The organism is Paracoccus sp. PAMC 22219 (assembly GCF_000787695.1).
Taxonomy (GTDB): Bacteria; Pseudomonadota; Alphaproteobacteria; order Rhodobacterales; family Rhodobacteraceae; genus Paracoccus.
Genome location: NZ_BBPH01000035.1, coordinates 1 through 4,346 on the forward strand (window position 1 = coordinate 1; position 4,346 = coordinate 4,346).

At 53.4% G+C, this 4,346-nt stretch carries 5 protein-coding genes; all 5 read left to right on the top strand.

Features of this window, described 5'->3' with window-relative positions; genetic code table 11:
* The first annotated feature begins 232 nt into the window (after nucleotides 1-232).
* The 5 genes from TY51_RS21715 to TY51_RS21725 all read left to right on the top strand — a co-directional run bounded on the left by TY51_RS21715 (nucleotide 233) and on the right by TY51_RS21725 (nucleotide 4,181).
* Nucleotides 233-1,042 carry a hypothetical protein gene (locus tag TY51_RS21715; RefSeq protein ID WP_156117899.1) on the top strand — a complete coding sequence of 270 codons (810 nt, stop codon included), beginning with the start codon at nucleotides 233-235 and terminating at the stop codon, nucleotides 1,040-1,042.
* Complete coding sequence (locus TY51_RS05575; protein WP_042246979.1) at nucleotides 1,032-2,036, top strand: S9 family peptidase; 1,005 nt, start codon at nucleotides 1,032-1,034, stop codon at nucleotides 2,034-2,036. The genes TY51_RS21715 and TY51_RS05575 overlap by 11 nt, the downstream gene beginning before the upstream one ends.
* Nucleotides 2,037-2,169: 133 nt before the next feature.
* Nucleotides 2,170-2,703 carry a hypothetical protein gene (locus tag TY51_RS24235; RefSeq protein ID WP_156117900.1) on the top strand — a complete coding sequence of 178 codons (534 nt, stop codon included), beginning with the start codon at nucleotides 2,170-2,172 and terminating at the stop codon, nucleotides 2,701-2,703.
* A gap of 302 nt (nucleotides 2,704-3,005) precedes the next feature.
* On the top strand, nucleotides 3,006-3,695 hold the full coding sequence (locus TY51_RS05585; RefSeq protein ID WP_197054653.1) for a hypothetical protein: 690 nt from the start codon (nucleotides 3,006-3,008) through the stop codon (nucleotides 3,693-3,695).
* Between the two features lie 147 nt (nucleotides 3,696-3,842).
* Entirely contained in the window at nucleotides 3,843-4,181 is a 339-nt protein-coding gene (locus TY51_RS21725; RefSeq protein WP_197054654.1) for a hypothetical protein, read from the top strand.
* Nucleotides 4,182-4,346 lie beyond the last annotated feature (165 nt).

The following is a 4,346-nucleotide window of genomic DNA, read 5'->3' on the forward strand; positions in this document are numbered from 1 at the left end:
CCTTGAACTCAGGGGCGTGCTGCTTTCGTTTCGACATCGTCGATCTCCCTCGTGATGAAGATCAGCAGACAGCAAAAACAGAGCTTACGTCAGTGTCCAGATTTCGGGGGGCACCTCAGTCTTCCTGCCTCTCTTTCTCGGCTTTTGCCATGAGGTCATAGCCTTCTGGAAAAATGAGGGACGAGACCTGCTTGTTGCAGCAAGCGGTAGTACAGAGGGCAGTAATGGATGGTTGAAAAAGGTCGAGGCTTCGCCGCTTACCTACTGGTCAGTGTTTCTCGTCTGTATAGGATTTGCGGGTCTTTTCCAGTGGGTCAGTGTTCGCTTGTTGCCCCTTCTTGATGGTAGTCGCGATTATGCGATTGATTGGGGGTCAATTGGCATCATACGCCCTGAGCTGACGTCCATAATGGCCCAGGCATTCTTTACCGGAATTGCTTACCTGTATATGTCTCTCTGCTTCTATCTTTTCTTTGTGGGACTCATTCTCCTTTACACGTTGGCATATGACTATAGAGACATTAAACGCCAATCAGAGAGGGTTGATGATGACAACCTGTCAGATGCTATTCTAGGGGTGAGCGCAAAACTTTCTAGGGGAGTTTTTAGGTGCGTTATTTCAGGTATCTTGATTGCAATCTGCATGAAGCTTCAGTCTGTTTACTTGGTTACAGACAGTGGTAACATCATAAGCTGGCTCGCAAATGACTTTCTGGCTGTCACGGTTGGGAACAACACTATTTTTAGCCGCAAAGACTTCAGTACCCCTAATCAATTTACAAGTCTGCTTATTGTCATGGTGACAGTGTTTACGTTCTCTTATGTACTTTCCCAAGTGGGGCTTTTACGGCAGTTTGGAAGTGCCCCTGTAAAAATGGCAGGTTGCATCCTTTCTTTGGTGATAGCCTATACGGCTATCGGGATGTTCGATGGCTTTTCAATCGTTCTAGGTCTTTCCATACTTCTCGCAGCCTTTGGCCTCTTTGATCCATGGCTTGGATCGCGGTCTTGCAATGTGGAAAGGCGCGTTGATGTATCATAGTTGGCTGGATCGTTGGGATGATAAACGGGCGCAGCGTGGAAACGCCTTAAAGTGCCAGACTGTGTTCAGTCTGGACGCGCATCTTGCGTTTCCTACACCGGAAAATGAAAATATTGGCATTGCTGATTTCATGATTTTGGCTGAGCGAGCTGTCGCTGATGCTTCATTTTTTGAAGAACCCGCGGAGTCTGATTTTAGCTATACATGGAAAGATGGCTGGATCGAGTATCAGTCTGATATTACAACGGGCGTTGCGCAGAACGACCGTATTCAAGTCAAAGTAACTGACAGCATAACCAAAAAACGCGCCCTTATTATTTTTCATCATTGGAATGCGAGAACGAGATATAAGCAGATCGCTGCATTCCTATCGAGGCGGGGAATTACGGTAGTCCAGATCGCTATGCCGTATCACTTTGAACGGTCCCGGTCGGAATCGTCATATGCGGATTATATGATCAGCTCTAACTTGGGCCGGACACTACAGTCGGTTCAACAAGCCGTATCGGATGGACGGAAGCTGATACGCATCTTGGAACGTGAGGGCTATGAGCATATTTCGGTCTTGGGCATAAGCCTTGGGTCTTGGATCGCTGGCCTTGTTGCCGCTACAGACCGAGCTGTTAGGAAGGCAGGGCTTTTTCTAACCGCAGGTAGTCTGGCCGATATGGTTTGGACCGGAGATGCGACGAAGCACATTCGCGCCAGCCTGGAGGGCCAGATCGACACCACGCAACTTAACAGAGTGTGGGGTCCGCTGAATCTCGAAAACTATACAGAGCAGTTAGCACGGCCCGGTCTGGAGCTTCTGATTGTCGTTGCGACCAGAGACACTGTGGTGCTGCCCCATCTGGCAGAACCCTTGATCACCAAGTTGAACCAGGCCGGGGCGAGGGTGGACACCCTACAGCTGAACTGCGGGCACTATTCGTTTTCGCTGCCACCTTACATCCTACCGGCAGGTCTTCGCACGATCCGGTTTCTGACAGGGTGAAGAATGACCTCTAGGCGTTGCCAAAGCGTTCTCAAAGGCTCTATATGATCTTATACTGATGACAGACATCGTATAGGATTGTTGCTTTGAGGGAGTGGTTATGCGTCGTCTAGGCCAAGTCACGTTGGGAGTGATGATCGCCGTGTCGGCGGGCGTTGTGACACCGATGCGTGTCGCTGCGCAATCCTACCCGATCGATTGCGCAATTCTTCTCTGTCTGGCTGGCGGCTTCCCTGCATCAGCGGAATGCACAGCAGCCAGGATCGAAATGATCCGTCGCGTTACGCCGTGGCCCGTTGAGCCGCCCTTGCAGCTCTGGAACTGCCCGCTGCGTGCCAGCGGCCTCCCGCCGCTGCCCAACATGGGCAGCGATGGTCTGACAGACGAGATCAAGGGGTATCGTGACGGGATCGAGGTCTACCACGTCAACTATCGTGGTCAGCGGAACAGTGAGGGCATCGAGATATCAGATTCGACGCAGCGGGGTTTCTACGACGAGGCCGGTGAGTTTCGTTGGATCAGTATCCGCCTGGAGGACGCGCCTTTGTGGGTTCGTGACCGGGTTGGGTATCACGGTGGAGAACAAGCCGGAACGAGGCGCGGCATTGCGATGAGGACCATGGATTACAGCGGTCAGATTTCCGAAGTCATTTGGGAGACTTACTGATGCTGGTACTTGGTGGAGTATCTGCATTTTATCGGTCGCTGTGCATGCGCCTCTCCGTTGTGCAGCAAGCTAAAGCCCATACAACGGGAGGAGCGCGCAAAATCAGATAAAAAATACCAGCCCAAAAGAAAACCCCCCGCGCGGGGGTCCGCACGAGGGGCTTGGTGTCGATAACTCAGGTTTTGCCGACCTGAACTAGCACTCATTTCTGTTTGCTATAGTTATCCTCCCACTCCCGAAAATCAAGAGCAAACGGCGCATCTGTGCGAACGGATACGGCTTGCCTGCGGACACCGCGCTTCTTGATCGAGGAGCAGCAGATGAATACCGGAGAGGCCGCAGAACGCGGCAGTTTTTTTAAACGCATCAATGGCGTTATTGATGGCGCGCGTGCCGATGGCATTGCGGCCGATCGCAAACCCATCCACCGCAATTCGCGACGTAGGGGATCGTGCGAGGGATCATTCTGGCGCGGGACGTCACGCCAGGACGTACAGAAGGTCTTGATGGCCGCCCGATACTATGACCGGGCAAAGAAGGAACCTGGCAAGAGGAACGGCCCCCTTGGCGGCATCGCTTTGGAGGTCCTGGCGCTCTTCGCCAATCTCGTGAACTTCAAGTCGGGCCGACTGGACCCGTCCCTTGATTACATCACTGACAAGCTGTGCCGGTCGCGTGACGCGGTTGTGAGGGCGCTGAAATCACTACGTGATCATGGCTTTCTGGATTGGCTGCGCCGCTTTGAGCCGGTCCCGAATGAGGCCGCGGGCCGCAGGTGCGGCAGGTCAGCAATGCTTATCGCCTGTCTGCACCGAAGCGCGCCCTTGCGCTTCTCGGGCGGTGGGCTGGCAGGCCAGCTGCGCCAGATGATGACCAAGCGGCACGCAAAGACCGCGCCGCGATGGAAGCAGAGCATGTCGAAACTCTCGACCTTGGTGGCTTGGCAGCTTTTAAGATCGAGGACTCAGATCTTGCGAAGGCTCTGGCAGTGATGGGCAAAGCCATAGATTTACGCGAGTCCGCCAAGCGGACTGAAACCCAATCTACCTCTTTCTCTTATGCTTGAAGGGAAAGATGACGCCGCGCATCGGGAGGCAAACATGCCTAGGCGGCGGTTCCAACCCGAGCAAGACGAGCCGGTGGGCAGGCTGAGCATTTTCAGAGTGAACCGCAGTTCTCGCGCCGCCGTTGCAATGGCTATGAATGATAACCGGTTGCGGCTGTGGAGCAATGCCAGACCTTTCCAGGGTGTGATATGTTTCGGCGTAAGCTTTTTTACATCTTTCGCCCTGTGCTGCGCTTTCGCAAGGCCGATGTATGCTGACAGCATTTCAGGCCAGGCAAGCGTGATCGCCGGTGTCTTTATCGAGATTAAGGGCGAACGCGTCAAACTGGGTTCGGTTGATGCACCTGAGCCCTTGCATACCTGTATTCATGCTAAGACCGCGCCTGGCGCTGCGGTCAGCAGGCGGCATTGACCTTGTCAGACATGATAAGTGGCAGTCCAGTCGCCTACTTTTCAAAGGGCAGGGACCAATATGGCCGCATCTTGCAGTAGTGCAGCGAAAAAAGCGTGAAGTTTTCTGTGTGGCCGGCCAAGCCGTCTATTCCATCTAGGCAGTGAGGCCGTTCGGATTCAAAAA